24 protein-coding genes and 1 tRNA gene are annotated in these 26,729 nt (G+C 62.3%); 17 read left to right on the top strand and 8 right to left on the bottom strand.

Annotation, left to right across the window (positions count from 1 at the left end; all coding sequences use genetic code 11):
• Nucleotides 1-189: 189 nt before the first annotated feature.
• From ABVN19_RS01685 to ABVN19_RS01660, 6 genes are all read left to right on the top strand, one after another.
• Nucleotides 190-1,683 (top strand): sensor domain-containing diguanylate cyclase, encoded by a 1,494-nt coding sequence (locus ABVN19_RS01685; RefSeq protein WP_105642235.1) that lies wholly within the window; start codon nucleotides 190-192, stop codon nucleotides 1,681-1,683.
• Entirely contained in the window at nucleotides 1,676-1,897 is a 222-nt protein-coding gene (locus tag ABVN19_RS01680) for a cysteine-rich CWC family protein (RefSeq protein WP_028943409.1), read from the top strand. Before ABVN19_RS01685 ends, ABVN19_RS01680 begins: the two co-directional genes overlap by 8 nt.
• A gap of 27 nt (nucleotides 1,898-1,924) precedes the next feature.
• A complete protein-coding gene (locus ABVN19_RS01675) occupies nucleotides 1,925-2,617 on the top strand; it encodes a 16S rRNA pseudouridine(516) synthase (RefSeq protein WP_105642236.1) in 693 nt (230 codons plus the stop codon).
• 320 nt (nucleotides 2,618-2,937) lie between these two features.
• Complete coding sequence (locus ABVN19_RS01670; protein WP_105642237.1) at nucleotides 2,938-3,825, top strand: alpha/beta hydrolase; 888 nt, start codon at nucleotides 2,938-2,940, stop codon at nucleotides 3,823-3,825.
• Nucleotides 3,826-3,982: 157 nt separating this feature from the next.
• Nucleotides 3,983-4,056, top strand: a tRNA-Gly gene (locus ABVN19_RS01665).
• A 242-nt stretch (nucleotides 4,057-4,298) separates the two neighbouring features.
• Nucleotides 4,299-5,987, top strand: a complete 1,689-nt coding sequence (locus ABVN19_RS01660; protein WP_105642238.1) for a SulP family inorganic anion transporter — start codon at nucleotides 4,299-4,301, stop codon at nucleotides 5,985-5,987.
• A gap of 58 nt (nucleotides 5,988-6,045) precedes the next feature.
• On the opposite strand, the gene ABVN19_RS01655 is transcribed toward ABVN19_RS01660, so the two are convergent.
• Together ABVN19_RS01655 and ABVN19_RS01650 are read right to left on the bottom strand one after the other, a co-directional pair.
• Nucleotides 6,046-6,681, bottom strand: a complete 636-nt coding sequence (locus ABVN19_RS01655) for a LysE family translocator (RefSeq protein ID WP_028943405.1) — start codon at nucleotides 6,679-6,681, stop codon at nucleotides 6,046-6,048.
• A gap of 69 nt (nucleotides 6,682-6,750) precedes the next feature.
• Entirely contained in the window at nucleotides 6,751-7,830 is a 1,080-nt protein-coding gene (locus ABVN19_RS01650; protein WP_084167951.1) for a glycerophosphodiester phosphodiesterase, read from the bottom strand.
• A gap of 104 nt (nucleotides 7,831-7,934) precedes the next feature.
• Between ABVN19_RS01650 and ABVN19_RS01645 the strand changes: the two genes are divergently transcribed.
• The 5 genes from ABVN19_RS01645 to ABVN19_RS01625 all read left to right on the top strand — a co-directional run bounded on the left by ABVN19_RS01645 (nucleotide 7,935) and on the right by ABVN19_RS01625 (nucleotide 14,180).
• Entirely contained in the window at nucleotides 7,935-8,957 is a 1,023-nt protein-coding gene (locus tag ABVN19_RS01645; protein ID WP_105642239.1) for a DUF4917 family protein, read from the top strand.
• 85 nt (nucleotides 8,958-9,042) lie between these two features.
• Entirely contained in the window at nucleotides 9,043-9,582 is a 540-nt protein-coding gene (locus tag ABVN19_RS01640) for a sigma-70 family RNA polymerase sigma factor (RefSeq protein ID WP_105642240.1), read from the top strand.
• Nucleotides 9,579-10,526, top strand: a complete 948-nt coding sequence (locus tag ABVN19_RS01635) for a FecR domain-containing protein (protein WP_105642241.1) — start codon at nucleotides 9,579-9,581, stop codon at nucleotides 10,524-10,526. Before ABVN19_RS01640 ends, ABVN19_RS01635 begins: the two co-directional genes overlap by 4 nt.
• Nucleotides 10,527-10,639: 113 nt before the next feature.
• Nucleotides 10,640-13,192: a TonB-dependent receptor gene (locus tag ABVN19_RS01630; RefSeq protein WP_105642244.1), complete on the top strand. Its 2,553-nt coding sequence runs from the start codon at nucleotides 10,640-10,642 to the stop codon at nucleotides 13,190-13,192.
• Between the two features lie 100 nt (nucleotides 13,193-13,292).
• Nucleotides 13,293-14,180, top strand: a complete 888-nt coding sequence (locus tag ABVN19_RS01625) for a DMT family transporter (protein WP_105642242.1) — start codon at nucleotides 13,293-13,295, stop codon at nucleotides 14,178-14,180.
• A gap of 122 nt (nucleotides 14,181-14,302) precedes the next feature.
• Here ABVN19_RS01625 and ABVN19_RS01620 read toward each other — a convergent pair whose 3' ends face one another.
• The 4 genes from ABVN19_RS01620 to ABVN19_RS01605 form a co-directional block, all read right to left on the bottom strand.
• Complete coding sequence (locus ABVN19_RS01620) at nucleotides 14,303-15,526, bottom strand: SAM-dependent methyltransferase (RefSeq protein ID WP_028943398.1); 1,224 nt, start codon at nucleotides 15,524-15,526, stop codon at nucleotides 14,303-14,305.
• 106 nt (nucleotides 15,527-15,632) lie between these two features.
• The gene (locus ABVN19_RS01615; RefSeq protein ID WP_105642243.1) at nucleotides 15,633-16,250 is read right to left on the bottom strand and encodes a TPM domain-containing protein; all 618 of its coding nucleotides are present in this window, start codon (nucleotides 16,248-16,250) and stop codon (nucleotides 15,633-15,635) included.
• 27 nt (nucleotides 16,251-16,277) lie between these two features.
• On the bottom strand, nucleotides 16,278-17,024 hold the full coding sequence (locus ABVN19_RS01610) for a TPM domain-containing protein (RefSeq protein WP_264652561.1): 747 nt from the start codon (nucleotides 17,022-17,024) through the stop codon (nucleotides 16,278-16,280).
• Nucleotides 17,024-17,626 carry a LemA family protein gene (locus ABVN19_RS01605; RefSeq protein ID WP_036989687.1) on the bottom strand — a complete coding sequence of 201 codons (603 nt, stop codon included), beginning with the start codon at nucleotides 17,624-17,626 and terminating at the stop codon, nucleotides 17,024-17,026. Before ABVN19_RS01605 ends, ABVN19_RS01610 begins: the two co-directional genes overlap by 1 nt.
• 184 nt (nucleotides 17,627-17,810) lie before the next feature.
• Here ABVN19_RS01605 and bglX point away from each other — a divergent pair, with 184 nt between their 5' ends.
• From bglX to ABVN19_RS01575, 6 genes are all read left to right on the top strand, one after another.
• Nucleotides 17,811-20,102, top strand: a complete 2,292-nt coding sequence (gene bglX, locus ABVN19_RS01600; protein ID WP_028943394.1) for a beta-glucosidase BglX — start codon at nucleotides 17,811-17,813, stop codon at nucleotides 20,100-20,102.
• A gap of 60 nt (nucleotides 20,103-20,162) precedes the next feature.
• Complete coding sequence (locus ABVN19_RS01595; RefSeq protein WP_105641946.1) at nucleotides 20,163-21,914, top strand: ATP-binding protein; 1,752 nt, start codon at nucleotides 20,163-20,165, stop codon at nucleotides 21,912-21,914.
• Nucleotides 21,914-23,245 (top strand): sigma-54 dependent transcriptional regulator, encoded by a 1,332-nt coding sequence (locus tag ABVN19_RS01590; protein ID WP_028943392.1) that lies wholly within the window; start codon nucleotides 21,914-21,916, stop codon nucleotides 23,243-23,245. Before ABVN19_RS01595 ends, ABVN19_RS01590 begins: the two co-directional genes overlap by 1 nt.
• 172 nt (nucleotides 23,246-23,417) lie before the next feature.
• Nucleotides 23,418-24,737, top strand: a complete 1,320-nt coding sequence (locus ABVN19_RS01585) for an MFS transporter (protein ID WP_105641945.1) — start codon at nucleotides 23,418-23,420, stop codon at nucleotides 24,735-24,737.
• Nucleotides 24,738-25,004: 267 nt separating this feature from the next.
• On the top strand, nucleotides 25,005-25,292 hold the full coding sequence (locus ABVN19_RS01580; protein WP_028943390.1) for a hypothetical protein: 288 nt from the start codon (nucleotides 25,005-25,007) through the stop codon (nucleotides 25,290-25,292).
• Between the two features lie 113 nt (nucleotides 25,293-25,405).
• A complete protein-coding gene (locus ABVN19_RS01575) occupies nucleotides 25,406-26,017 on the top strand; it encodes a flavin reductase family protein (protein ID WP_028943389.1) in 612 nt (203 codons plus the stop codon).
• On the opposite strand, the gene ABVN19_RS01570 is transcribed toward ABVN19_RS01575, so the two are convergent.
• Both ABVN19_RS01570 and ABVN19_RS01565 read right to left on the bottom strand, forming a co-directional pair.
• Nucleotides 26,018-26,248 carry a hypothetical protein gene (locus tag ABVN19_RS01570; protein WP_028943388.1) on the bottom strand — a complete coding sequence of 77 codons (231 nt, stop codon included), beginning with the start codon at nucleotides 26,246-26,248 and terminating at the stop codon, nucleotides 26,018-26,020. It lies immediately after the preceding gene.
• Nucleotides 26,249-26,286: 38 nt separating this feature from the next.
• Nucleotides 26,287-26,595 carry an antibiotic biosynthesis monooxygenase family protein gene (locus ABVN19_RS01565; RefSeq protein WP_028943387.1) on the bottom strand — a complete coding sequence of 103 codons (309 nt, stop codon included), beginning with the start codon at nucleotides 26,593-26,595 and terminating at the stop codon, nucleotides 26,287-26,289.
• Nucleotides 26,596-26,729: the final 134 nt, after the last annotated feature.

Raw genomic sequence — 26,729 nt, 5'->3', positions numbered from 1 at the left:
GCCCATCCCAGCGGCGCTGGTCGGCGTCGATCGGCAAGCGTTCATCGACACAGATTAAGACCGTGCAAAGCTGATCCGGTGCCCGCCCTGCAATAATTTGAAACAACGCCGATAACCTCAAACTTTGTCCAGTTATTTTCCGGCCACACCACTAGAATGAACGCCACTGGCCTAGATCAAGGGAATGTCATGCCGTCTCGCTCCGCCCTGTTTTCGCAGCGCTCGCTGATACTGACCTTGCTGCTGTTGCTTGGCTGCGGCTTTCTGGCCACCTCCCTGATCAGTTATTTCGCCTCACGCAGCGCTATTCGCGACAGCATCGTCAACACCGAACTGCCGCTGACCTCCGATACCGTGTATTCCGAGATCCAGAAGGACCTGGTTCGGCCGATCCTGATTTCCTCGATGATGGCCCACGATACCTTCCTGCGTGACTGGGCCCTTGAAGGTGAACACGATCCGCAGCAACTGTCCCGCTACCTGAACGAGATCATGGGCCAATACCGGGCCTACACCGCCTTTTTTGTCTCCAGCCGCACGGGTAACTACTACCAGGCGCAAAAAGGCGTACTCAAAAAGATCGACCCGAACGAACCCCGTGACGCCTGGTACGGGCGTGTTCTGAAAATGGACGAGCCCTACGAAATCAACGTCGACCTGGACATGGCCAACCAGGACCGGCTCACGGTGTTCATCAACTACCGCATGTTCGACTACGACGGCAACTTCATCGGTGTCACCGGTATCGGGCTCACGGTCGAAGCGGTGGTGCGCCTGATCGACGACTACCAGCAGCGCTACCAGCGCCAGGTATTCTTCGTCGATCCCCAAGGGCGTGTGGTACTCACCGGTTCCAATGGCGGCCCCCATGGCGCGCGGACCGGCCAGTCACTGCGCGAACTGGGCGGGTTGCGCGATCTGCTGAAGCAAATGCCAGTGCCGGTCAGCGGCAGCCATGAGTACCGCAATGACGCAGGTCGCAGCCACTTTCTCAACATCCGCCTGGTGCCTGAACTGAACTGGTACCTGTTCGTCGACAAACGCGAAGATGGCGCACTGGACAACGTGCGTCAGTCGCTCTACCTGAACCTGGCGATCTGCACCATCATTGGCCTGGTGGTGCTGTCGCTGCTCAATGCCATGGTCAAACGCCATCAAGAAAGCATCGAAGCCCTGGCGACGCTCGACAGCCTGACCGGCCTGCCCAACCGTCGAGGCTTCGACCTGCTGGCAGCGCAGGCCCTGCAGGAGTCCCGGCGTGAGCCCAATCCATTGGTGGCGCTGTTGATCGACCTGGATCACTTCAAGGCACTCAACGACACCCACGGTCACCTGGCCGGCGATGAAGTACTGCGCCAATTTGCCCAGGTGCTGGAGAACTGCCTGCGCCAGGCAGACATCATCTGCCGCTGGGGCGGCGAAGAGTTCATCGTCCTGCTCAAGGACACCGACGGCGCGCGCGCCCGGGAAATCGCCGAAAAGATCCGTCAGCGTACCGAGGAGCTGGCCTTCAACTTCGCCGGCAAACCGATCAGACTGACCACCAGCATCGGCTTGAGCACCCTGCAGCGCGAAGATACCCTGGACAGCCTGATCGCCCGCGCCGACCATGCGCTGTACCGTGCCAAACAAAGCGGACGCAATCGCGTCTGCACAGAGATGCCCAGGTCCGACAATGAGTGATCCCCAACGCTGCCCTGCCTGCGGCGCCAGCAATCGCTGCAGCCTCGCCGACCCGCGTACTGCCGCCAAGGCCTGCTGGTGCTACAGCGTCAGCATCGACCCCAAGGTGCTTGAAGCCTTGCCCGCCGAGCTACGCAACAAGGCCTGCCTGTGCCCCGCCTGCGCCCAGGTACTGGAACAACTGGACGCAGCAAAAGCAGCCAGCGACCGTTAAACTGCCACGCCCAGCCCCCGGCCTTGTATGCGTCTCGATCGTTTCCTCAGCAACCTGCCCTGCTTCAACCGCCAACAAGTACGCCTGTTACTGGTGGAGCGGCGCGTGCGTGTGGACGGCTATTGCGTGAGCGACCCGCGCCTGGAAGTACGCGACTTCAGCCGCATCGAAGTAGACGACCAATTGTTGCAGGCCGGGCGCCCGGCCCGTTACCTGATGCTGCACAAGCCCCAGGGTTGCGTCAGCGCCACTCAGGACCCGGAACACCCCACCGTGCTGGACCTGATCGACGAAGCGAACAAGCACGAGCTGCACATAGCCGGGCGCCTGGACTACAACACTACGGGCCTGATGCTGCTGACCAACGATGGCCAATGGTCGCGGCGACTGACCCAACCGAAAACCAAACTGCCCAAGGTCTACTACGTAGAGACCGAGCAAGTGATCGAACCCCGTTACATCGACACCTTTGCCCAGGGCTTGTACTTCGCCTTTGAAGACCTCACCACCCTGCCCGCCGAACTGACCCTCATTGGTCCGCGCAGTGCCCGCCTGAGCATCGTTGAAGGCCGCTATCACCAGGTCAAGCGCATGTTCGGCCACTTCGACAACAAGGTGCTGCGCCTGCACCGCGAGCGCATGGGCCCACTCACCCTCGATCCAGGCTTGCGCCCGGGCGAGTACCGGGCGCTCTATCCCGAAGAAATCCAGGCGATCTGAGCCGGCGACCGCTTGGCGGAAAAATTCCGTCAATTGCCCCAAAGGCACTTGCGGGTTGGTTCGCTGCCTGCTTGAATCCAATCGTCGGTCTGCATGTGACTTACCAGTCACGCCCGTAGTCCAAGACACCTTTTTGCTGGCTACCGATGCCTCGATGCACTGGAGTCCGGCAGATTGCCCACCTAGAACAATACCCGTCGACCAGGCATTAGCGGATCGACAAGGGCCCTCGGTTTCTCTTCAAGGCGTATGCCTACCTGTCATAAAGAACGCGCATCCTTGCATGTGCGAACACCCTTTTTGCGCCAGGAGTCGACGACATGAGGCCAGAAATTGCTGTGCTTGATATACAAGGTCAGTATCGGGTTTACACGGAGTTCTATCGCGCAGATGCCGCCGAGAAGACGATCATCCTGATCAATGGATCATTGGCCACCACGGCCTCCTTCGCCCAGACGGTGCGCAGCCTGCATCCACAATTCAACGTCGTGCTCTACGATCAGCCCTACGCCGGCAAGTCCAAGGCGCACAACCGCCACGAGCGGCTGCTGACCAAGGAAACGGAAGGGCAGATCCTGCTGGAGCTTATCGATCACTTCGCCGCCGACCACGTCATGTCGTTCTCCTGGGGCGGCGCCTGCACCTTGCTGGCCCTGGCGCACAAGCCGCGGCGCATTCAGAAGGCCGTGGTCAGTTCGTTCTCGCCGGTGATCAACGAACCAATGCGCGACTACCTGGAAAAGGGCTGCCAGTACCTCAGCGCCTGCGACCGCTACAACGTCGGCAACCTGGTCAACGACACCATCGGCAAACACCTGCCGTCGCTATTCAAGCGCTTCAACTACCGGCACGTGAGCAGCCTGGATAACCACGAGTACGCGCAGATGCACTTTCACATCAACCAGGTGCTCGACCACGACCTGAACAACGCACTGCGCTCGGCCCGTGTGATCGACATCCCGGTACTGTTCATGAACGGTGAGTGGGACGAATACACCACCATCGATGACGCCCGGCAGTTCAGCCAGCACGTGCGCAACAGCCACTTCAGCGAAATCCGTGCTGCCGGCCACTTCCTGGACATGGAACACAAAGCAGCCTGCAATCAGACTCGCGATGCCTTGCTGGGTTTCCTCAAGCCGGCAGCCGTGCGTGAACCTCGTGTCCGTTACCAGTACGGCCAGGAGCACCATGCACTGGCGATCTGAAACCCCTGGACGGCGGTAGCGCAGCCTCCTGCATCAGCGGCCCGTTGGGGCAGAAGGAAGATGCAAGACCTTGCGCTACCCGCCACCGATCACCGCCTTTATTTCCAGGCAAGGCTTCAAATCGCAGTGCGCTTCTGGTACAACGTCTGGCCTGAAAGCGGGTGTCGTATAATGGCATTACTCCAGCTTCCCAAGCTGATAACGAGGGTTCGATTCCCTTCACCCGCTCCAGTTTCCCCACGGTTTCAGCACACCTGAAACGCAGGCTTACCTCTCTGGCGAGCCACCTGTCTCCGGCCCAAGGCCAATCCCCTCCCCACTCTGTTGATTACCCTCCTGTCCCGACATACCCGTCTCGGGCTGAACAACGCTGTCTTTTGATCTGGCGCGCTGCTACGTCGGACCAAGGTGCGCTTTAATGTCCGATACCGCGCTTTCCCGCCACGTCGCGAAACACTCGAAAGGACCCGTTCATGTTTCTCTCCCGCTGGCTTCCGGGCCTTTCCAATCTGCTCCATTACCGCCGCGAGTGGTTTCATGCCGACCTGCAGGCCGGTCTGTCGGTGGCGGCAATCCAGATTCCAATTGCCATCGCTTATGCGCAGATCGTCGGACTGCCGCCGCAATACGGCCTGTACGCCTGCATCCTGCCAATGATGGTCTATGCCCTGATCGGCAGTTCACGGCAGCTGATGGTCGGCCCTGATGCGGCCACCTGCGCCATGGTTGCCGGTGCCATTGCGCCACTGGCCATGGGCGATCCACAGCGGCTGGCGCAACTGTCGGTGATTATCACGGTGCTGGTGGGGTTGATGTTGATCGGTGCGGGGGTGGCACGCGCTGGTTTTATCGCGAGCTTCTTCTCTCGGCCCATCCTGATCGGCTACTTGAACGGTATCGGCTTGAGCCTGCTGGCCGGGCAACTGGGCAAAGTGCTGGGATTTCGCATCGAGGGCGATGGTTTCATCCTGAGCCTGATCAACCTGCTGCAACGCCTCGGCGAAATCAAGTGGATGACCCTGAGCATCGGCCTTGCCGGGCTGGCCTTGCTGATCTGGCTCCCCCGACGCTACCCGCGCCTGCCCTCAGCATTGGTGACCGTAGTGTTGGCGACCCTGGTCGTCGGGTTGTTCGGTCTGGATCGCTATGGGGTGGCGGTGCTTGGCCCGGTGCCGGCCGGTATCCCGCAACTGGCCTGGCCACAAACCAACCTCGCGGAAATGAAGAGCCTGCTGCGTGACGCCCTGGGTATCGCCACGGTGAGTTTTTGCAGCGCCATGCTCACCGCGCGCAGTTTCGCCGCCCGCCACGGCTATGCGATCAACGCCAACCATGAATTCCTGGCCCTTGGGGTGACCAACATCGCCGCCGGGGTTTCCCAGGGGTTTGCCATCAGCGGTGCCGATTCGCGCACCGCCGTCAACGACATGGTCGGCGGTAAAAGCCAACTGGTGGGGATTATCGCCGCCCTGGTGATTGCCATGATCCTGCTGTTCTTCACCGCACCCATGGCCTGGATTCCGCAGGCGGCCTTGGGGGCGGTGCTGCTGATGGCCGGCTGGGGCCTGATCGATGTGAAATCCCTGGGGCGGATCTACAAGCTCAGCCGCTTCGAGTTCTGGCTGTGTGTACTGACCACCATCGGCGTGCTGGGTGTCGGCGTGCTGCCAGGCATCATCATCGCCGTGACATTGGCCATCCTGCGCCTGCTCTACAGCATCTACCAGCCTACCGATGCAGTACTGGGCTGGGTGCCGGGTATCGAAGGCCAGGTCGACATTCGTCGGCACAAGGATGCGCGCACGGTGCAAGGGCTGGTGGTGTATCGCTTTGACGATGCGATCCTGTTCTTCAATGCCGACTACTTCAAAATGCGCCTTCTGGAAGCAGTGCAGCGTGAAGACGAACCGCGGGCGGTGCTGTTCGACGCCGAGGCGGTCAGTTCCATTGATGTGAGTGGCATATCGGCATTGCGGGAGGTGCGCGACACCCTCCACGCACGTGGCATTCACTTCGGTATCGCCCGGGCCCAGGGGCGCTTCCTGCGCATGTTGGTGCGCTCAGGAATTGCCCGCGAGATGGAAGACGGCATGCTGTTCGGCTCGGTGCGCTCGGGGATACGGGCGTATCGGGTGTGGCGCAACCGGATGCGCAAGGAATGATCGCGGGGCAAGCCCGCTCCTACTGGTAGGAGCAGGCTTGCCCCGCGATGCGATCCCCTCAGGAACGCGGCATCAGCCCTGGCAATGCATGCATCAGGGCGTTGATGGCAAAGCCGATGAACATCACCCCGCAAGCACGGGTGATCCACAGTTCATAGCGGGTGTAGAGGGTGCGCACATGACGGGCGCCAACAATGGCGATGAGGATCACATATGCCAGCAGGCCGCCCAGAAAACTCAAGGCAATCAGCGCCGGCAGCATCGACCACTCCAGGGTTTCGGCGCGGCTGGAGATCAGCGCTGTGAAGGTCGCCACTGCCACCGGATAGGCCTTGGGGTTGGTCAGGCCGAAGACGATGCCATGCCAGAACGGCTTGCGCACCGGCCCTTGCTCGCCATTGCCGTTGCCCGGGCGGCTGCGCAGGGCACGAAAGCCCAGCCAGAACAGGTAGAGACCACTGACCAATCCGAGGATGTCGAACACCGAGCTGCCAATCTGCCGGGCACCGACGATCGCCACCAGCGCCGTGCTGCACCAGAGCACATCACCCAGCAGGTGCCCGCAGAGAAACCCGGCCCCGGCCTTGCGCCCGCGGGAGGCGCCAATGCCCAATACTGCGAGCACACCCGGGCCCGGGGTGATGCCATAGATAAATCCGGAGGCCAGCACGGCAAGCAGCAGCGAAAAGGTCATGGGCAAGTGAATCCTGAGCGATTGCCAAAGCGCGGAGTCTACGGTAGGCGCAGGCGCCAGACCAGATCATCAATAGCCGTTGGCGTCGAGAATCTGCGCCTCGCCAAGAGGCAATGAGCGAGAGAAATAGCGCAGCAATTGACCGCTGCGGTTGGTGAAGATGCCATCGACCCCCGCCGCCAGCACCTTGTCGAAATCCACCGTCTCATCGACGGTGTACACATGCACCAGCAAGCCCTTGTCGTGAGTCATGCGGTTCATCCACGGCTGCACCAGGTCGGCATAACTCTGCGCGCCGCCCGCCGTGCGTGCCGCAGACGGTCCGGTGCCGATAGCGCCCGCCGCTTTGGCGTAATCGAGCCAGCGCTCGAACTCGGCCTTGCTGCTGGGTTGCTGGCGGGCATAGAACGCGGCCTTGTCGGTCTCGCCCGACTCGACAAAGGTCTGCCCCGAGGCCGACGCCATGCCACCCTTGCCGACCCACAACAGCAGCACCTTGGGTACCTGCGGCATGTGCTGGTGCAGCAGCGCCAGGCTGTTGCGGTCAAAACTCTGCAGTACCACCCGGCCGGGTTTGTCCAGCCAGCCACGGGCCTGCAACGTCGCCTTCAGGTCCGCCTCGATACCGGGGAACAGGCTTGGCACCTTGGTCTCGATGTACAGCCCGGGACGACGCTGCGAATTGCCCTGGGCAATGTCCATCACCTCGTCGAGGGTGAGTATCTGCTGGCCGTTGAAACGCTCACGGGCGCGTTCGGGGTAGGCCTGGTTGAACCAGCTGCCGGCATCCAGCGACTTGAGCTCAGCCAGGGTGAAGGCGCTCACCGGGCTGTTCCGGCGTTCGGGAAAGCGCTGGGCCACATCGCTGGTGCGTTGCAGGTCATCATCGTGTACCGCCACCAGCACACCGTCCCGGGTGCGCTGCAGGTCCAGCTCCAGATAGTCGGCGCCCAGCTCCCGGGCCAGCACATAGGCTGGGGCCGTGGATTCCGGAGCATCGAACGAAGCGCCGCGATGAGCGATCACCGCCGGATACGGGATACCCTGCCTGGCCGCCAGCTCACTGCCCTGCCCCGCGTCGACCAGCCCGGCCAGCGGCAGCACCGCCAGACAGCACCAGCGACGCACGCTCTTACCCCTCATGAGCATTCCTCTTCATTGATCGCGAACCCAGCATAGTCGCCGAGCCTGATGACAAGGGTGTTGCGTGCTAAAGTCGCGCCGATCGAAACACATGCCGAACAGAGAACCTCATGCCCCACGCCGACCTCGACGCCAGCCTTCACCTCTGGCCAGACCTGAACCGCGCACACCCCAGCACCAGCCTGCTGCTGGGCAATGGTGCCAGTCGTGCGCTGTGGCGACCCTTTACCTATTTTTCGCTGTTCGAAGAAGCCCAGCGGGTGCGGCACAAGCCTCTGAACCTGACCGACCAGGCCCTGTTCAAGTCCCTGGGCACCGAACTGTTCGAGCCGGTGCTCAGTGCCCTGAACGCCACAGTGCGCATCAATGCCGCCCTGGCCGTCAGCTCGTCGGCGCCGCTGAATCGCTACTACACCATCAAGGAAGCGCTGATCCACGCCGTGCGCAGCGTGCATGTTCCCTGGCGGTTGCTGCCGATCAACACCCTGCAACGCCTCAATGCCGAGCTGCGCACCTACCAGAGCGTCTATTCGAGCAACTACGACCTGCTCTGCCACTGGGCAGCCAGCCAGGCGCCGGAAGGCTTCCAGCCGTTGTTCGATGAAGAGGGCCACTTCGATATCCGTCAGACCCGTCGCCCCGGCACCCGCCTGCTGTACCTGCACGGCGGCCTGCACCTGCTCAAGCAACCCGACGGCAGCACTCGTCAACGCAGCGCCAGCGATGGTCAATTGCTCGATGGCTTTGCAGTGAACACCCCGGGTGACGTGCCGTTGTTCGTCAACGAAGGCAGCAGCGACGACAAACTCAAGGCCATCCGCAGCTCCGACTACCTGAGCTGGTGCCTGGGCGAACTGGCGGTGCATCAGGGCGGGCTATGCCTGTTCGGCCAGCACCTGGACAACAGCGACCGACACCTCCTGCAAGCCATCAAGCAGGCACGCCCGACGCACCTGGCGATTGCCATACGGCCCTTGAGCGAGGCTTCGATCATCAGCCAGAAGCAGCACTTCACCCAACGCTTTGCAGACACGCCTGGGCTGGCCCTGCATTTCTTCGACGCCACCAGCCACCCACTGGGCGCCACAGACCTGGAAGTCCCCGTTCCGGTAACAACACGCAAGCGGCGTTGAGCCGATACGATTTACCCATAGCAAATGACAATTATTCTCGATACCATTCGCAACTTTCCGCCCTGCGCGTTCCTGGAAAGTTTGCATGCAACGCCCCAAACCCGACCCCATAGCCCATGACACTTGTCGTGGGTTCTATGCCGACATCCTGCACTTTTTGCGCAAGCGCACCGACAATGCCAGCGATGCCGCCGACATGACCCAGGACGTGTTCACCCAATGGTTGGGGTATCGGGATCGCGCCCGCGTGGAGCAGCCTCGGGCGTTCCTGTTTCAGGTGGCGCGTAACCTGTTGAGCGATCACTGGCGCCGGCAGAAGGTACGCCACACCGTGCTTGAAGAAAGCACCGCGGCCGATGAGCAGGCGCCAGCCGACACCCGCAGCGATCCGCTTCACCACGTCCAGCACCAGCAACGCCTGGACCAGCTCAAACAGGTACTCGCCGAGCTCTCGCCGCGCCGCCGCGAAGCCCTTATGCTGCACCGTTTCGAAGGTTTGACGCAGGCACAGATCAGTGAACGCATGGGCATTTCGGTGAGCATGGTGGAAAAACACATTGCCGCAGCCCTGCTGCAGTGCAAGCAACGCCTGGACAGTGAAAACGGCATGGAGCAGCCAGAATGAACCCCACTCTCGGCACCGAAAAGCCTTCGGTCGATGCCCAGGCTTCCAGCTGGTTTTCCCATAACCGCAACAACCCTTCGCGCGAGGCCCGCAAGGCGTTTGCACAGTGGATGCAGCATCCCGAACATGCTCGCGCCTACACCCAGTTCGAACAGCTATGGGATGACCTCGCCGAACTCACGCAGATGAACCCGCCCGTGCCCCTCGTGCCACGCAAGGCCCGGCACTGGCGCCCGGCACTGGCGACTGCCGCGGCACTGTTGTGTGCCTTGCTGGTGGGCAACCTGGGTGGGGTACCTGGTCACTCCAGGCAGACCGTGGCGGTCAACAGCGAACCCCAGACCCTGACGCTGCCCGACGGCAGTCAAATGAACGTCAACGCCCACACGCGCCTGCGCATCGAGTTCGACGCCGAGCGCCGGCTGATTCACCTGGATCAGGGACAGCTGTTCATCGACGTCGCCGCCGACAAGGAGCGCCCGCTGTTCGTCGATGCCGGCAGCGCCGTGGTGCGCGTGGTCGGCACCGCCTTCGACCTGCGCCGCGGCCAGCGGGAGCTGGTGCTGAGCGTGGCCCACGGCCAGGTTGCCCTCGACACGCCGGGCGAGGCACACGACCCGGCCCTGCTCGGCGCACGCCAGCGCGCCATCTACGATCCTGCCCGCGGCAGCCTCAGCGTGCAGACCGTAAGCGATGAGGACGTTGCCGACTGGCGCAACGGCCACGTGACCTTTCGCAACCGCAAGTTGAGCAGCCTGATCGATGAGATTTCGCTCTACCGCCCAGCTGCGATCGTGTTGGCCGACCCTGCCCTGGGCCAATACAAGGTCTCGGGCAACTTCGACGTAAACGACCCCGACGCCCTGCTCAACGCCTTGCCGGCGCTGCTACAGGTCAAGACCGTAACCCTGGCCGACGGACGCCTGCAGATCGAGCGCAAATAAAAAGCTGAGAATATTTTTCATTCGCATATGAGGATTTTGCGCAACACCACGTCTTCCTCCCGTCTGCGTCGTCATTGCAGGCCTTTTTGGCTTTTGCCGTACTGGGGGATTTCATGTTGTCTGCGTTTCGTTCGTTCACACCGTTGTCTGCCCGTCCATCGCTGCTGGCAGCCTGCCTGGCCCTGAGCCTGCAGGCCGAGGCGGCGCCGGTGGCGCTCAACCTGCCGTCACAGTCGCTGGCCGCCTCGCTGAGCCAGTTGGCCCAGCAGGCCAAGGTGCAATTGCTGTTCGACGAAACGTTGCTGCGCAGTGTGCAGGCCCCGGCACTCAAGGGTGCTTTCGAGGCCGAGGACGCCATCGCCCAACTGCTGCGCAACAGCCGCTTCGCCGTGGTCAAGGTCGGCAGCACCTATGTGGTACGCCTGCGCGAAGACGACCCGACCGCCGACAACGGTATCCAACTCGGCGCCTTGAGCATCGTTGGCGATGGCCAGCAAGTGGACCCGAGCACCGTCGGCCGCTCGACCCTGACCCAGGAAGAGATCGACCGCTACCAACCCAGCAACATTCCCAGCGTGCTCTCAACCCTGCCCGGTGTGAACATGGGCGGTTCGGCCAAGCCCGGCGGCCAGACCATCAACATCTGGGGCCTGGGTGACGCCGAAGACGTGCCGATGACCGTCGACGGCGCCACCAAGAGCGGCTTTGAGCGTTATCAACAGGGCACCGTGTTCATCGAGCCGGAGCTGATCAAGAGCATCGAGGTCGAAAAGGGCCCGCACTCGATCTACACCGGCAACGGCGGCTTTGGCGGCAGCGTCAACATGACCACCAAGGATGCCCCGGACCTGTTGCAGGAAGGCCGCAACAGCGGCGCCATGGTCAAGTACGGTTATGCCAGCAACGACCATCAGCAAGTCTACAGCTCGGCCCTGTTCGGCCGCACCGACGATGGCCGCATGGATGCCCTGGTCTACCTGACCAAGCGCGACGGCGACGACATGAAACTGGCCGGCACCCTGCCCGACCCCGAGAACGATTACCCGATCAACCCCAAGCGCCTGCCCAACAGTGCCCTGGACCTGGACGGCGCGTTACTCAAGTTCAATTTGCACCTGACCGACGAGCACAGCCTGGGGTTTTCCTGGTCGCGCTCGGAAAGCGAACGTTGGGCACCGTTCTCGTCCACGTCCTACCCGACGCCGCCGACTCAGTCCGACATCGACAAGTACGGCTACGAAAACGCCCTCAAGCGCTTTTTGGCCAATCGCACTACCACCGACACCACCTGGTCGACCACCTACAAGTACCAACCCATCGAAAACCCGCTGGTAGACCTGCAGGTGAAGTACTCGGTGTCGGATACCGAGCAGACCGACGAGCGTGACGAAACTGCGTTCTTCCAGCCGGCCACCGGCGGGCGCAAGATGGACACCGAGTACACCGACCAGATGCTCGACGTGCGCAACACCAGCCTGTTTTCTACCGGCCCGCTGGAACATGCGCTCTCTGCAGGTTTCCAAGTGCGCCGCCACGAGCGCGACACGCAGATGTGGATGCCGGGCAAAACCTATGACGTCCCCAAATACAACTACGGTCGCTATCAGCCGTACTTCATGCCCAGTGGCAGCGTCGACAGCCAGGGCTACTTCATCCAGGACGCCATCACCCTCGGTGAAGTGACCATCACGCCGTCCCTGCGTTACGACCACGTCGCCAACAAGGGCAAGGAAAACCAGGCGCCGTACTACAACGATCCGAAGATGGGCCACGACTACAGCGAGAAAACCTACAGCGGCTGGTCGCCGCGCCTGTCGGTGTTCTGGAAGGCCAGTGAGCAGACGGCATTCTTCGCCGACTACAGCAAGACCTGGCGCGCCCCAGTGCTGGATGAACAATACGAAGTCCAGGGCATCGGCAGCCGCACCGCCAGCAGCCGCAACCTGGACCCCGAGCGCATCACCGCCCTGCGCGCCGGCAACATCACCAACCTGTCCGACGTCTTCACCGACCGAGACAGTGTGCAGATCCGCACCACCCTGTTTCGCAACGAGATCAAGGACGAGATTTTCAAGGCCACCGGCATCGGTTGCCCGGAGCAACTGGTCACTGGCGAGAGCATTTCCAAGTCCTGCGGTGGGGGCTTGATGTCCAACTACCGCAACATCAAGAGCGTGACCATCAAGGGTTTCGAGGTTGAAAGCTTCTACGACTCGACCTACCTGTTCGGCTCGGTGTCGTACTCGTGGATCACCGGCCGCCATGAAGGGGCCTACACCAACCCCTGGGGGCCAGACGTATGGGCCAAGGACATTCCCGCGCCGAAGTGGATCACCACCCTGGGTGTGAAGATCCCCAGCTGGGATGCCAAGGTGGGTTGGCAGGCGCAGTTCGTGCGCAAGACCGACCGCCTGCCCAGCGACAACTACCGCGAAGGCCCGGGCAGTGCCCTGGGTGACCGCTACTACGACCACTACGCAAACGATGACTACGAGATCCACGGCCTGTTCGCCAACTGGAAGCCCCGGCAGCCATACCTCAAGGGCACCGAGGTCAACTTCACCGTCGACAACCTATTCGACAATGACTATCGCTCCGAACTCAGCGGTGAATACGCTTACAGCCAGGGTCGCAACGCCAAGGTCAGCATCACTCGTTTCTTTTAGGCAGCGCGAACTGTACGGATGAACTTGTGACCAACTGTAACAAGATCATCGGCGTCGCCTGTGGCTCAATGGAACCACTTACCCGCCACAGGCGTTTGCCATGTCCAGCCGCGAAAACACCGGGATGGCCCTTGGGCTTCTCGGTGTCATTATCTTCAGCCTGACCCTGCCCATGACCCGCATCGTCGTGCAGGAACTGCACCCCCTGCTCAACGGCCTTGGGCGCGCCCTGCTGGCGGCGATTCCGGCGGCGGCGCTGCTGCTGTGGCGGCGGGAAAAGTGGCCGACCTGGCAGCAGATCAAGGGCCTGAGCCTGGTAGCGCTGGGCGTGATCCTTGGCTTTCCGGTGTTGTCGGCCTGGGCCATGCAGAGCGTACCGGCCTCCCATGGCGCCCTGGTCAACGGCCTGCAACCGCTGTGCGTGGCCTTCTATGCGGCGTGGCTGTCCCATGAACGCCCGTCAAAAGCCTTCTGGGCCTGCGCGGCACTGGGCAGTGCGCTGGTGTTGGTGTACGCAGTCATCATGGGCGCAGGACAGATCCAGGCCGGCGACCTGCTGATGTTGGCGGCAATTGCCGTCGGCGGCCTGGGGTATGCCGAAGGCGGCAGGCTGGCGCGGGAGATGGGTGGTTGGCAGGTGATCTGCTGGGCGCTGGTGCTGTCGGCGCCGCTGTTGCTTGGGCCGGTGGTGTACTTGGCCTTGCAGCATCAAGGGCCAGTGAGTGCCAAGGCCTGGGGGGCGTTTGGCTATGTGTCGCTGTTCTCGCAGTTCATTGGCTTCTTTGCCTGGTATGCGGGGCTGGCGCTGGGCGGGATTGCGCGGGTAAGCCAGATCCAGTTGCTGCAGATCTTCTTCACCATCGCCTTTTCGGCGCTGTTCTTTGGTGAACAGGTCGAGCCGATTACCTGGGTGTTTGCGGCGGGCGTGATCGGCACCGTGGTGCTGGGGCGCAAGACCCGTGTGTACCCGGCAGCGCAGACCACCTGACAGCACCGACACTGTAGCCACTGCCGCCAGGCTGCGATCGGTTGCGTAGCAGTCACTCACTGGCCAAGGTTGTGGCCGCTTCGCGCCCAATCGCAGCCTGGCGGCAGCGGCTACAAAACAACTCAGGTCCGAGCGTCGATCAAGCCATCGGCCTGCAACAACGTCTCCAGGCAATGCTCCCTGACGCCATAGAATTCCTTCAACTGCTGGATCTTTTCCAGCAACGCCGCCGAGTCCACCGGCGCCTTGCGCTTCACCGCCAGGATCATCTTGTTCTTGTTGGTGTGCTCAAGGGAGATGAACTCAAACACCTTGGTCTCGTAGCCACAGGCTTCCAGGTACAGCGCACGCAGGCTGTCGGTGAGCATTTCGGCCTGCTGGCCCAGGTGCAGGCCGTATTGCAGCATCGGCTTGAGCAACCCCGGGGTTTGCAATTGTGGGCGGACCTGTTTGTGGCAGCACGGCGAACACATGATGATGGCCGCGCCACAGCGGATGCCGGTGTGAATCGCATAGTCGGTGGCGATGTCACATGCATGCAAGGCGATCATCACCTCGATGGCACTGGGCACCACACTGCGCACATCGCCGCACTCGAACACCAGCCCCGGATGCTCCAGGCGCGCGGCGGCGGCGTTGCACAGCTCGACCATGTCCTGGCGCAATTCGACGCCGGTGACCTGGGCCTCACGCTGCAGGCTGTTGCGCAGGTAGTCGTGGATGGCGAAGGTCAGGTACCCCTTGCCCGAGCCAAAATCCGCCACACGCAGCGGCTGATCCGCCGCCAGCGGCGCTGAAGCCAGCGCGTGAGAAAACACCTCGATGAACTTGTTGATCTGCTTCCACTTGCGCGACATCGACGGAATCAGCGCCTGCTGCTTGTCGGTCACGCCCAGGTCGTGGAGAAACGGCCGGCTCAGTTCCAGGTAGCGCTTTTTCTCCCGGTCGTGCTCGCCTGCCGGGGCCTGCAGCGCTTGCTGCACAGCCTTGCTGTGGAGCATCGGCTTGCCCTTCTTGCTGAACTCCAATTGCGCCTCGTCGCTCAGGCTCAGCAGGTGCGCATTGCGAAATGAACCCGGCAGCAGCTCGGCCACCAGCGCCAGGGCTTCATCATTGGGCAAGTTGCGGGTGATGTCGCGGGTCTTGTAGCGGTAGACCAGTGACAGGCAAGCCTCGCCCTTGACCGTCAGCGGCTTGGCGATGATCCGCTGCAGGGCTTCGTCGGTGCCGACATGGCGCGCCAGCACCAGCTTGATCAGGGCATTCTGTTGCAGGCTGGTGGCGAGCAGGCTCAGAAACTGCGCACGGGCATCCGGCGCGGCCTGGGCGGTAGAGGTATCGGACATCGGGGGTGGGTGCCTCGGGTTGCGGAGGGAGCGGCTAGGCGCAATGGCAGGCATTTTACGTGGATGACCGGCCCGCGCCCAGCTTTTGTCGATCAGCGTTCCTGGCTCAGGCCAGCACCACTAGGCGGTTGGGCAGTTCGTTGCGCTCATGAGTCAGGGGCACATGCTGGCTGAGCAGCTCGCCACAGGCTTCGATGCAACTGACAAAACCCTGCACGGTCTGGCCCTGGCGCACCTGCTCGGTAAAGCGCTTGACGATACCTTCCCACACCTCGTTGTCCAGGTGCCGGGAGATGCCCTCATCCACCAGGATCTCGACGTAGCGCTCAGCCTCGCTGACAAAAATCAGCACCCCGGTACTGCCCACCGTATGGTGCAGGTTCTGTTCGAGGAACTGTCGCCGGGCGAGGTTGGAGGCGCGCCAGTGGCGCACGGAACGTGGGATCAGGCGGGTGGTGAGGCTAGGGATGCGAAACAGCAGGCACAGCGCAAGAAAGGTCAGCCACTGCACAGTCAACAGGCTGTTAACGCTGAACCCGCCAGTGAGGTAGAACAACAGGCCCGGCACCAGCAAAGCGAGCAGGCTGGCCCAGAGCAACGGGATATAGGCATAGTCGTCGGCGCGACTGGCCAGCACCGTGACCAGCTCCGCGTCGGTGTGCCGCTCGACCTGGGCGATTGCCTCGGCGACCTGGCGCTGTTCGTGTTCACTGAGCAAAGTCATACGCAGGTGTTCTCCTTGATTATTGTTCTACCAGCCACCGGAGGACCCGCCACCGCCGAAGCCACCGCCGCCACCACCGAAGCCGCCACCACCTCCCCCGCGGCCGCCACCAAGACCGCCAAAACCACCGCCGAATCCGCCGCCCATGCCGCCCCGACCGCCACGGCCACTGCCGCCAAGGCCCATGGACTGCAAGGCAAAGACGATCACGATCAGCATGATGAACAGGCCTATGGACCAACCAGGCGCCTCTTCCCCGCCACCACCGCCCTGGGCCCGTGACGGCTCGGCCAGCGGATTGCCGCCCAGTACCTGGAGGATGGCCGCCGTTCCCTGGACGATACCCAGGCTGAACTCCCCGCGCCTGAACGCCGGGGTGATGATGCCGTTGATGATGACGGACGCCTGGGCGTCGGTCAGGCGCTCTTCCAGGCCATAACCGACTTCGATGCGCAGCTTGCGCGCCTTGGGAGCGACGATCAACAGCGCACCGTTGTCCTTGCCCTTCTGGCCGATGCCCCAATGACGCCCCAACTGATAACCGAAGTCTTCAATGGGCAAGCCCTGCAGGTCATCGACCGTCACCACCACGACCTGTTCCGTGGTGGCCTGTTCGTGGGCCGTCAGCATGCGTTCGAGCTGACTGCGGCTCCCGGCATCGAGCAGGCCCGCATTGTCGACCACGCGCCCCGTCAGGGCCGGAAAAGTGGGATCGGCCCGCAGCGGCGTGACGACGAACAGCGCCAGCAGCAGCGCCAGATGCACCAGGCGCATCAGAATTTCACTTCAGGGGCTTTGTCGGCGTCGCTGGCAGTGGCCTCGAAATTCTCCCGCAGCGGCAGGCTGCTGTACATAACGGTGTGCCACAACCGGCCCGGGAAGGTGCGGATCTCGGTGTTGTAGCGCTGCACGGCGGCGATGAAATCCTTGCGCGCCACGGCAATACGGTTTTCGGTGCCTTCGAGTTGCGACTGCAGGGCCAGGAAGTTCTGGTTCGACTTGAGGTCCGGGTAGCGTTCGGACACCACCATCAACCGGCTCAGCGCCCCGGTCAGCTGCGACTGCGCCTGCTGGAACTGCTGCAGCTTCTGCGGATCGTCCAGGGTGCTGGCATCGACCTGGATCGAAGTCGCCTTGGCCCGCGCTTCGATGACCGCGGTCAGGGTTTCCTGCTCCTGCTTGGCATAGCCTTTGACTGTTTCAACCAGGTTGGGAATCAGGTCGGCACGGCGCTGGTACTGGTTCTGTACCTGGGCCCAGGCCGCCTTGACCTGTTCGTCGTAGTTGGGAATGTTGTTGATCCCGCAACCGGACACAAGGCTTGCGAGCATCAGCAACAGCCCCACCCTGATGCCCTTGAACTGGATTACCTGCATAGTGGCCTTGCTCCTTGATCAGCGTGAGTCATCGTACTTGAGGCATAATCCGTCACCGCCGCTGGATCGTAATGGCCCGATCGGCTAAAAGATGCCCCAGCAAACTACAACAATAGCCGCTTCCCCAACTTCGGCCGGGCAGTATTACCGTGAACACTGCCGCAAGCCTCGAGAACTGAATTCAATGAACAAGCTGTGTTTGCTGGGCCTTCTTGTCAGCCTGGCCAGTCAGTCGGCGTTTGCCGATACCCCTGCCGCGCCACTGAAGAACAAACAGGCGTTCATCGCCGACCTCATGCAGCAGATGACCCTGGACGAAAAGATCGGCCAGTTGCGCCTGATCAGCATCGGCCCGGAAATGCCCCGCGAGATGATCCGCAAGGAGATCGCCGCCGGGCGCATAGGCGGCACGTTCAACTCGATCACCCGCGCCGAAAACCGTCCGATGCAGGACGCGGCGGGCCGTAGCCGCCTGAAGATCCCGATGTTCTTCGCCTACGACGTGATCCACGGCCACCGCACCATTTTCCCGATCAGCCTGGCCCTGGCGTCGAGCTGGGATATGGACGCAATCGCCAAGGTCGGCCGGGTTTCTGCACTGGAAGCGGCTTCCGACGGCATCGACATGACCTTCGCACCGATGGTCGACATTGCCCGTGACCCGCGCTGGGGCCGTACCAGTGAAGGTTTCGGTGAAGACACCTACCTGGTCTCGCGCATCTCCAAGGTGATGGTCGAGTCGTTCCAGGGCAAAAGCCCGGCAGAGCCCACCAGCCTGATGGCCAGCGTCAAGCACTTCGCCCTGTATGGTGCAGTGGAAGGCGGGCGCGACTACAACACCGTCGACATGAGCCCGACCAAGATGTTCAACGACTACCTGCCCCCCTACCGCGCGGCCATCGACGCCGGCGCCGGTGGCGTGATGGTTGCCCTGAACTCGATCAACGGCGTACCGGCCACCTCCAACACCTGGCTGATGAACGATCTGCTGCGCAAGGACTGGGGCTTCAAAGGCGTGACCGTCAGCGATCACGGCGCGATCACCGAGCTGGTGCGTCATGGCGTGGCCCGCGACGGTCGCGAAGCCGCCAAACTGGCGATCAAGGCCGGCATCGACCTGAGCATGAACGACTCGCTGTACGGCGAGGAACTGGCCAGCCTGCTCAAGGCCGGTGAAATCGACCAGGCCGACATCGACAACGCCGTGCGTGAAGTGCTCGGTGCCAAGTACGACATGGGCCTGTTCGCCGACCCGTACCGCCGCATCGGCGTGGCCAGCGAAGACCCGGCCGACACCTACGCCGACAGCCGCCTGCACCGCGCCGAAGCCCGTGATGTGGCCCGCCGCAGCCTGGTGCTGCTGGAAAACCGCGAGCAGACCCTGCCGTTGGAAAAAGCGGGCACCATCGCCTTGGTGGGCCCGCTGGCCGACGCCCCCATCGACATGATGGGCAGTTGGGCCGCCGCCGGGCGTCCGGCCCAGTCGGTGACCGTGCGCGAAGGCATGCGCCAGGTGCTGGGCGACAAGGCCAAGGTGATCTACGCCAAGGGCTCCAATGTCACACACGACAAGGCCATCCTCGATTACCTGAATTTCCTCAACTTCGATGCCCCGGAAATCGTCGACGACCCACGTCCTGCCGCCGTGTTGATCGACGAAGCGGTCAAGGCTGCCAAGCAGTCGGATGTGGTCGTGGCTGTGGTTGGCGAATCGCGTGGCATGTCCCACGAGTCCTCCAGCCGTACCTCCCTGGAAATCCCGGCGGCCCAACGCGAACTGATCAAGGCCCTGAAGGCCACCGGCAAGCCGCTGGTGCTGGTGCTGATGAATGGCCGTCCGCTGTCGCTGACCTGGGAGCGTGAGCAAGCCGACGCCATCCTCGAGACCTGGTTCAGCGGTACCGAGGGCGGCAACGCCATCGCCGATGTCCTGTTCGGCGACTACAACCCCTCGGGCAAGCTGGCGATCACCTTCCCGCGCTCGGTCGGGCAGATCCCGATGTACTACAACCACCTGAGCATTGGCCGCCCCTTCACCCCGGGCAAGCCTGGCAACTACACTTCGCAGTACTTCGAGGAGCCCAATGGCCCGCTGTACCCCTTCGGCTACGGCCTGAGCTACAGCGACTTCAGCCTGTCGGCGCTGACCCTGTCGAGCAAGACCCTGAAGAAAGGCCAGACCCTCGAAGCCAGCATCCAGGTGAGGAACACCGGCAAACGTGACGGCGAAACCGTGGTGCAGTTGTATGTGCAAGACATCGCCGCCTCCATGAGCCGCCCGGTCAAGGAGCTGAAGAACTTCCAGAAGGTCATGCTCAAGGCTGGCGAAGAACGCACCGTGCGCTTCACCCTCAGTGAAGATGACCTGAAGTTCTACAACACCCAGTTGCAATGGGCAGCCGAGCCTGGCGAGTTCAACGTCCAGGTCGGGCTGGACTCTCAAGCCGTGCAGCAACAACGTTTCGAACTGCTGTAAACCGTTGCCACGCTCCAAGGGAAGGCCAGGAGGCCTTCCCGAACCGCCGGGACTTGCACCATGCCTTATTCCTTTCGCGCCCTGCGTCTGGGGCTGATCGTTTTATTCATTCTCGCAGGCACCCTGTTCACGGCTGGCTGGGCCATGCACCACGCCAAGCGCCAGTCGATGGTCGACGATGCCGGGCGCGCCAGCCAGCAACTGAGCCTGTACGCCACCTCGCTGCATACCTTGATCGAACGCTACCGCGCCTTGCCCGCCGTGCTGGCCCTGGACCCGGAGCTGATCAGCGCCCTCAAGGGCCCGGTCGAGGGCCCGGTGCAGGACGCCTTGAACCGCAAGCTTGAACGCATCAACGGTGCGGCCAATTCCTCGACCCTGGAGCTGCTCGACCGCACCGGCCTGGCAGTGGCAGCCAGTAACTGGCGCTTGCCCAGCACATACGTCGGCTCCAACTACGGCTTTCGCCCCTACTTCAAGCAGACCCGCAGCCAAGGCAGCGGGCGCTTTTATGCCGTGGGCGTGACCAGTGGCGTGCCAGGGTACTTTCTATCCAGCGCGGTGATGGATGAAAACAGCCGCTTTCTCGGCGCCATGGTGGTCAAGCTGGAATTCCCGGAGCTTGAGCGCGAATGGCGCCAGGGCAACGACATCCTGCTGGTCAGCGATGCCCGCGGGATCATTTTCATCGCCAACCAGGACGGCTGGCGCTATCGCGAACTCAAGCCCTTGAGCAGCGCCGACCACGCCGAACTTGCCGCTACCCGCCAGTACGACAAGCAACCTCTGGTGCCGCTGCAGCATCAGGTGCTCAGCCGCTTCAACGAGCACAGCACCCTGACCCGCGTGCAAGGGCCTGGAGGCAGCACCGAATACCTGTGGGAAAGCCTGCCACTGGAAGCCGAGGGCTGGACCCTGCACCTGCTGCGCAAGCCGCAGGTGAGCGACGACGGTCGCAATGCAGCCCTCGCTGCGGCGGCGGTGTGGCTGAGCCTGGTGTTCGCCCTGTTGTTCATCAGCCAGCGGCTGCGCCTGGCCCGCCTGCGCCAGCGCAGCCGCGAAGAGCTCAAGCGCCTGGTCGAGGAACGTACCCGCGACTTGCGCACGGCCCAGGAAGGTCTGGTGCAATCGGCCAAGCTTGCCGCCCTCGGGCAGATGTCGGCGGCCCTGGCCCATGAAATCAACCAGCCGCTGACCACCCAGCGCATGCAACTGGCGACCTTGCGCCTGCTGCTCGACAACCAGCGCTATGACGAAGCTCGCCAGGCCCTGGAGCCACTGGAGCAAATGCTCACACGCATGGCAGCACTCACCGGCCACCTGAAAACTTTCGCCCGCAATAGCCCCAGCGGCCTGCGCGAGCGCCTGGACCTGGCCACCGTGGTCGACCAGTCGTTGCAGTTGCTCGATGCGCGCATTCGTGCCGAACAGGTGGACGTGGCCCTGTACCTGGCCCGCCCGGCCTGGGTCCGCGGCGATGCGATCCGCCTTGAGCAGGTGCTGATCAACCTGATGCGCAATGCCCTGGATGCCATGGTCGGCAAAAGCTACAAACGTCTGGAGATCCGCATCGAAGCCCAGGACGAGCAGTGGCGCCTGAGTGTGCTCGACAGTGGCGGTGGTATCCCCGCCGAACATTTGACCAAGGTCTTCGACCCGTTCTTCACCACCAAGCCTGTAGGTGAAGGCCTGGGCCTGGGCCTGGCGATATCCTATGGCATCATTCATGAAGCCGGCGGGCGCCTGACGGTGGAGAACCAACCCGGCGGCGCTTGCTTCAGCCTTACCCTGCCCTGCGATCCGGAGACTTGATGTTCAATTCGGTTATGGTTGTCGATGATGAAGCCAGCATCCGTACTGCCGTGGAGCAGTGGCTGAGCCTGTCGGGCTTCGACGTACAGTTGTTCAGCCGTGCCGAAGACTGCCTCAAGCAACTGCCTGGGCACTTTCCCGGTGTCATCCTGAGTGATGTGCGCATGCCGGGCATGGACGGGTTGCAGCTACTTGAGCAACTTCAGGCGCGCGATCCCGATCTGCCGGTAATCCTCCTGACTGGCCATGGCGACGTGCCCATGGCAGTCGAGGCCATGCGCAATGGCGCCTATGACTTTCTGGAAAAGCCCTTCAGCCCGGAAAGCCTGTTGGGCAGCCTGCGTCGCGCCCTGGAAAAGCGCCAGCTGATCCTGGACAACCGCCGCCTGCACGAGCAGGCCGACTTCAAGGCGCGCCTGGAACTGAACCTGCTGGGCATGTCCCAGGGTATGCAACAGCTGCGTCGGCAAGTGCTGGACTTGGCCAGCCTGCCGGTCAATGTGCTGATCCGTGGCGAAACCGGCAGCGGCAAGGAACAGGTCGCGCGCTGCCTGCATGACTTCGGGCCGCGGGCCGGCAAGCCCTTCGTCGCGCTGAACTGCGCCGCAATCCCTGAGCAGTTGTTCGAGGCAGAGCTGTTCGGCCACGAGAGCGGCGCCTTCACCGGCGCCCAGGGCAAGCGCATCGGCAAGCTTGAATACGCCAATGGCGGTACGGTGTTTCTCGATGAAATCGAGAGCATGCCCCTGGCTCAGCAGGCCAAGCTGCTGCGTGTACTGCAAGAGCAGAAGCTTGAGCGCCTGGGCGCCAACCAGAGCATCAGCGTTGATCTGCGCATCATCGCCGCGACCAAGCCCGACCTGCTCGAGGAAGCCCGCGCCGGGCGCTTTCGCGAAGACCTTGCCTACCGCCTTAACGTCGCCGAGCTGCGCCTGGCGCCACTGCGCGAGCGGCGCGAAGACATTCCCCTGCTGTTCGAGCACTTTGCCCGCAACGCCGCCGAACGTGTGGGCCGTACCGCACCCTTGCTCAGCGCGGCGCACCTGGGTCGACTGCTGAGCCACGACTGGCCCGGCAACGTGCGCGAGCTTGCCAACGCCGCCGAGCGCCACGCGCTGGGCCTGGGTGACCCGGTCATTACGGTCGAGTCCGGCCAGTCATTGGCCGCCCAGCAGGAAGCCTTCGAGGCCCAGTGCCTGCGTGCAGCCCTGGGCCGGCACAAGGGCGAGATCAAGGCGGTGATGGAAGAGCTGCAGATTCCCCGGCGTACCCTCAACGAGAAAATGCAGCGCCATGGCCTGCAGCGGGAAGACTTCCTCGCCCCCAACTGACCCCAATGAGCGGAATATTGCCTATCGACCGCCGGACAATAGGCGGATTTCCGCTCATCTATTTGCGCAAACCCTTCTAGAACGGGCCTCCTGAACCTGGCACAGCTCCTGCTATAGCCCTGCCAGGCTGCGTTTCGGCGCGCTCCACAAAAACAACTAGAAGGTTCCGTCAATGGATAACTCCTCTACCCTGCCTGCTGGGGCGGCTATTGCGCCTGCCGCAGAAAAAACCACTCGTAGCCGTCTCAAGTCGATCTTCAGTGGTTCGATCGGCAACATGGTCGAGTGGTACGACTGGTACGTCTACGCCGCGTTTTCCCTGTACTTCGCCAAGGCCTTCTTCCCGGCCGGCGACACCACCGCACAGCTCCTGAACACCGCCGCGATTTTCGCCGTGGGCTTTTTGATGCGCCCGATCGGCGGCTGGCTGATGGGTATCTACGCCGACCGCAAGGGCCGCAAGGCTGCCCTGATGGCTTCGGTGCTGCTGATGTGCGCGGGTTCGCTGGTCATTGCCCTGACTCCGGGCTACGAAACGATTGGTGTGGCGGCCCCTGTCCTGCTGGTGGTCGCGCGCCTGATGCAAGGCCTGTCGGTTGGCGGTGAATACGGCACCTCGGCCACCTACCTCAGCGAAATGGCCACCAAGGAACGTCGCGGCTTTTTCTCAAGCTTCCAGTACGTCACCCTGATCTCCGGCCAGCTCATCGCCCTGGCGGTCTTGATCATCCTCCAGCAGACCCTGACCACCGAGCAGCTGTATGCCTGGGGCTGGCGCGTACCGTTCGTGATCGGAGCCCTGTGCGCGGTCGTGGCCCTGTACCTGCGTCGCGGGATGGAAGAAACCGCCTCCTTCACCAAGAAGGAAAAGTCCAAGGAAAGCCTGATGCGCACCCTGATGCGCCATCCGAAGGAACTGGCAACCGTGGTCGGCCTGACCATGGGCGGTACCCTGGCGTTCTACACCTACACCACTTACATGCAGAAGTACCTGGTGAACACGGTGGGCATGAGCATCAGCGACTCGACCACCATTTCGGCGGCGACGCTGTTCCTGTTCATGTGCCTACAACCGATTATCGGCACCCTGTCCGACAAGATCGGCCGTCGCCCGATCCTGATCGCCTTCGGCGTACTGGGCACCTTGTTCACCGTACCGATCCTGACCACCCTGCACACCATCCAGAGCTGGTGGGGCGCGTTCTTCCTGATCATGGCGGCGCTGATCATCGTCAGCGGCTACACCTCGATCAACGCCGTGGTCAAAGCCGAACTGTTCCCGACCGAGATCCGCGCCCTGGGCGTCGGCCTGCCCTACGCACTGACCGTGTCGATCTTCGGCGGTACCGCCGAGTACGTGGCGCTGTGGTTCAAGAGCGTCGGCATGGAGACTGGCTTCTACTGGTACGTGACCGCGTGTATCGCCTGTTCACTGCTGGTGTACCTGTTCATGAAGGACACCCAGAAGCACTCGCGCATTACCACTGACTGAAGCCTCGGCCAAACCCGGTAGCCAAAAGGGGCGTCCAGCAATGGACGCCCCTTTTTCGTTTAACGGGTAATTAATCCGGGGGGTTCATTGTAAGGATGTGAATCGCGGCAAGCCCGCTCCTACCCGGTAGGAGCGGGCTTGCCGCGCGCTCAAATATCGAACAATACGATTGTTATGCGTAATTTTTTGCGCTTTTTAATCAATTTAATCGGCGTAGCATTGAACCCATAGAAACAAACAACCCCACACCACCCCGGAGCAACCACCATGAAAAGCAAACTGATCCTGACCTTGGCCTTCTCGGTACTGGCTGCCAACGCTTTCGCCGAAGACGGTTTCGACCGCACCAACGCCCACAGCTTCAGTGCTATTCAGAGCCAATCGGCTACGTATGCAGAAGATGGTTTCGATCGCACAGGTGCTGCCAAATTCGCTGAAGACGGCTTCGATCGCACCGGCGCCGCCAAATTCGCCGAAGACGGTTTTGACCGCACTGGCGGTGCCCGCTTCGCTGAAGATGGCTTCGATCGCACCCAGGCCCACCGCATCAGTTAAGCCCTGATGTGAAGCAGTCAGCCCGGCTTCGGCCGGGCTTAATCGTTTTCAGCCAGGCAAAGCCTTGGCACACTAGGCGCTTTCTCACAGGAAAGGCCTTACGGCCAGCGCAGATGTACTACTACGAACCCGCAAAAGGCCATGGCCTGCCCCACGACCCTTTCAATGCCATCGTCGGCCCACGTCCCATCGGCTGGATCTCGTCCCAGGATGCCGAAGGCCGGCTGAACCTCGCGCCCTACAGCTTCTTTAACGCCTTCAACTACATTCCACCGATCATCGGCTTCTCCAGCGTCGGGCGCAAAGACAGCCTGAACAACATCGAGAAGACCGGTGAGTTCGCCTGGAACTTGGCCACGCGCCCGCTGGCCGAGGCCATGAATCAGAGCTGCGCCGCCGTTTCGCCCGAGGTCGATGAGTTCACCTTGAGTGGCCTGACCCCCGTGGCGTCCAAGGTCATTGCCGTACCCCGGGTGCAGGAAAGCCCAGTGTCGTTCGAGTGCAAGGTCACCCAGATCATCCAACTGCAACGGGCAGACCAGGTGCTGGTGCCAAGCTGGTTGATCCTGGGTGAAGTAGTAGCGGTGCATATTGCCGAGCATCTGCTCAAGGACGGTATATACGATACCGCCGCGGCGCAGCCGATCCTGCGGGGGGGTGGTCCTGCGGATTACTTCGAGCTGGGCAACCTGTTCAAGATGGCCCGCCCGCAAGTCAACGGCTGATTACCAGATCAGCTCGGCCTCGTCGCTGACGCCCTGCAGGCGCTCCAGCTCGGCGCAGGCCGCTTCGTCGGCGGCCAGGGCGGTCTTGAAGGTCTGCCCCTCAAGCACCTTGTGAAAGCGCGGTGCGCCGGTGGCGCCCAGGCCTTTGACGGCGATTGCTGCGTTGTATCCTTCTTCACCGCGGACGGCTGCCGAAACGGCTTCAAACTGCGAAAACTCTTTACGTGCCATGTGCCTCAGATCCACATCGATTGCCTGAAACCGCCATTCTAACCCGCAGACGGCTCACCAAAGGTATGCAGGTCGAGACTGGCGACCACCTGGGCCTGAACCAGTTCGCCGAACAGGTCCAGTGTTGGCGAGGCAAAGTAGCCGCTCATCGCCTGGTGATCGCGCCAGAAACCGCTCAACAGCCACAGATCGGCATCGGCCTGGGACTGTTGCAGGTTGAAGTGCAGGCACCCCGGCGCCTGTCTCGACGGTTCCAGCAGTTGGCGCAAGCGCTCGCCCAGTTCCACTGAACGACCGCTGCTGGCCCGGATGAAAGCAAGGTGGGTGACCAAATGCGACGAGGTCATGAGCATGTCTCCTAGAGCAGCCAGTTGTTATTGCCAGGCTGCACAGGTTAGGCGACGCCTCGCGCGTGCCGTTAGGCCATTCCTGTCGCGCGATTGCCTGATCCTGCGCGCGGCAGGATCAGGCAAGCAGACGA

It is taken from the genome of Pseudomonas vranovensis (assembly GCF_040438935.1).
In the GTDB taxonomy this organism is placed as follows: Bacteria; Pseudomonadota; Gammaproteobacteria; order Pseudomonadales; family Pseudomonadaceae; genus Aquipseudomonas; species Aquipseudomonas vranovensis.
This window is presented reverse-complemented; position numbering and strand designations above follow the sequence as displayed.

Excerpts from the sequence above, each read along its gene's own strand:
- ABVN19_RS01685 (WP_105642235.1), top strand. The coding sequence starts at position 190 with ATGCCGTCTCGCTCCGCCCTGTTTTCGCAGCGCTCGCTGATACTGACC.
- ABVN19_RS01680 (WP_028943409.1), top strand. The coding sequence starts at position 1,676 with ATGAGTGATCCCCAACGCTGCCCTGCCTGCGGCGCCAGCAATCGCTGC.
- ABVN19_RS01675 (WP_105642236.1), top strand. The coding sequence starts at position 1,925 with ATGCGTCTCGATCGTTTCCTCAGCAACCTGCCCTGCTTCAACCGCCAA.
- ABVN19_RS01670 (WP_105642237.1), top strand. The coding sequence starts at position 2,938 with ATGAGGCCAGAAATTGCTGTGCTTGATATACAAGGTCAGTATCGGGTT.
- ABVN19_RS01660 (WP_105642238.1), top strand. The coding sequence starts at position 4,299 with ATGTTTCTCTCCCGCTGGCTTCCGGGCCTTTCCAATCTGCTCCATTAC.
- ABVN19_RS01655 (WP_028943405.1), bottom strand. The coding sequence starts at position 6,681 with ATGACCTTTTCGCTGCTGCTTGCCGTGCTGGCCTCCGGATTTATCTAT.
- ABVN19_RS01650 (WP_084167951.1), bottom strand. The coding sequence starts at position 7,830 with ATGCTCATGAGGGGTAAGAGCGTGCGTCGCTGGTGCTGTCTGGCGGTG.
- ABVN19_RS01645 (WP_105642239.1), top strand. The coding sequence starts at position 7,935 with ATGCCCCACGCCGACCTCGACGCCAGCCTTCACCTCTGGCCAGACCTG.
- ABVN19_RS01640 (WP_105642240.1), top strand. The coding sequence starts at position 9,043 with ATGCAACGCCCCAAACCCGACCCCATAGCCCATGACACTTGTCGTGGG.
- ABVN19_RS01635 (WP_105642241.1), top strand. The coding sequence starts at position 9,579 with ATGAACCCCACTCTCGGCACCGAAAAGCCTTCGGTCGATGCCCAGGCT.
- ABVN19_RS01630 (WP_105642244.1), top strand. The coding sequence starts at position 10,640 with ATGTTGTCTGCGTTTCGTTCGTTCACACCGTTGTCTGCCCGTCCATCG.
- ABVN19_RS01625 (WP_105642242.1), top strand. The coding sequence starts at position 13,293 with ATGTCCAGCCGCGAAAACACCGGGATGGCCCTTGGGCTTCTCGGTGTC.
- ABVN19_RS01620 (WP_028943398.1), bottom strand. The coding sequence starts at position 15,526 with ATGTCCGATACCTCTACCGCCCAGGCCGCGCCGGATGCCCGTGCGCAG.
- ABVN19_RS01615 (WP_105642243.1), bottom strand. The coding sequence starts at position 16,250 with ATGACTTTGCTCAGTGAACACGAACAGCGCCAGGTCGCCGAGGCAATC.
- ABVN19_RS01610 (WP_264652561.1), bottom strand. The coding sequence starts at position 17,024 with ATGCGCCTGGTGCATCTGGCGCTGCTGCTGGCGCTGTTCGTCGTCACG.
- ABVN19_RS01605 (WP_036989687.1), bottom strand. The coding sequence starts at position 17,626 with ATGCAGGTAATCCAGTTCAAGGGCATCAGGGTGGGGCTGTTGCTGATG.
- bglX (WP_028943394.1), top strand. The coding sequence starts at position 17,811 with ATGAACAAGCTGTGTTTGCTGGGCCTTCTTGTCAGCCTGGCCAGTCAG.
- ABVN19_RS01595 (WP_105641946.1), top strand. The coding sequence starts at position 20,163 with ATGCCTTATTCCTTTCGCGCCCTGCGTCTGGGGCTGATCGTTTTATTC.
- ABVN19_RS01590 (WP_028943392.1), top strand. The coding sequence starts at position 21,914 with ATGTTCAATTCGGTTATGGTTGTCGATGATGAAGCCAGCATCCGTACT.
- ABVN19_RS01585 (WP_105641945.1), top strand. The coding sequence starts at position 23,418 with ATGGATAACTCCTCTACCCTGCCTGCTGGGGCGGCTATTGCGCCTGCC.
- ABVN19_RS01580 (WP_028943390.1), top strand. The coding sequence starts at position 25,005 with ATGAAAAGCAAACTGATCCTGACCTTGGCCTTCTCGGTACTGGCTGCC.
- ABVN19_RS01575 (WP_028943389.1), top strand. The coding sequence starts at position 25,406 with ATGTACTACTACGAACCCGCAAAAGGCCATGGCCTGCCCCACGACCCT.
- ABVN19_RS01570 (WP_028943388.1), bottom strand. The coding sequence starts at position 26,248 with ATGGCACGTAAAGAGTTTTCGCAGTTTGAAGCCGTTTCGGCAGCCGTC.
- ABVN19_RS01565 (WP_028943387.1), bottom strand. The coding sequence starts at position 26,595 with ATGACCTCGTCGCATTTGGTCACCCACCTTGCTTTCATCCGGGCCAGC.